Source organism: Streptococcus sp. GMD6S (assembly GCF_000297015.1).
Map to the genome: position 1 here is coordinate 1 of NZ_AJRH01000348.1, position 766 is coordinate 766.

Consider the following 766-nt stretch of genomic DNA (forward strand, 5'->3'; position numbering starts at 1 on the left):
TATGTATGCTTTTGAAATATTGAAAAAGAATCCAAAACTAATAAAATCTTTGATTCTACCAGTGGACTACCTAGTAGTAGTTAATGGTGGAGATATTCAAGCGATTCTGAATGAGCAAGATGAGGAAGTTTTTTCTGCTTCGTAAAGCTACCCGACTTATTTGGGAGGGAAAGCAACCTATTTTAGATTTTCTATGAATGAGGGGAATAGCATCTAATAGTTTTGTCTATAAACTGAAAAAGGAGGAAAACATGCTAGAAAACTTTATTAAAGTGTCAGACATGCCCCAAGAAGTGATTGAAAAGTATAAGGGTCAAGTTCCAGCGGAGTTGCTACAAATTTGGCAGGAAGATGGTCTGGGAACCTTTTTAGATGGTTATCTAAAAGTCATCAATCCAGATGATTATCTAGAGCTTCTCCAAAATAGCTATTTCAGAGGAGACATTGCTTTTCCAATGTTTGTGACGGCATTTGGAGATATTATTACTTGGGAAAAGAATGCCTACGTGGGAATTGTCCAATATAATATTCAGGATATGGATATTATTTGTAAGGGTCTGGATTTATTCATTCGATTTTTAGATAATTCATATGTGACTGATAACTTTGAACTTAATTTATATAGGCAAGCTGTTGCCAAACATGCTCAATTAGCCTACGATGAGTGTTTCGGTTTCGTTCCACTTTTGGCATTAGGAGGCTTTAAAGATGTAGACCACATGGATAAGGTAAAAGTCTTGGAGCACATTTACCTCATGTACCAACT

General features: G+C 35.8%; 1 protein-coding gene. It reads left to right on the forward strand.

Annotated elements, in window-relative coordinates; genetic code table 11:
* Positions 1 to 251: 251 nt before the first annotated feature.
* Positions 252 to 766: T6SS immunity protein Tdi1 domain-containing protein (locus GMD6S_RS11535; RefSeq protein WP_000892205.1), on the forward strand; the 515-nt coding region annotated here is incomplete at its 3' end.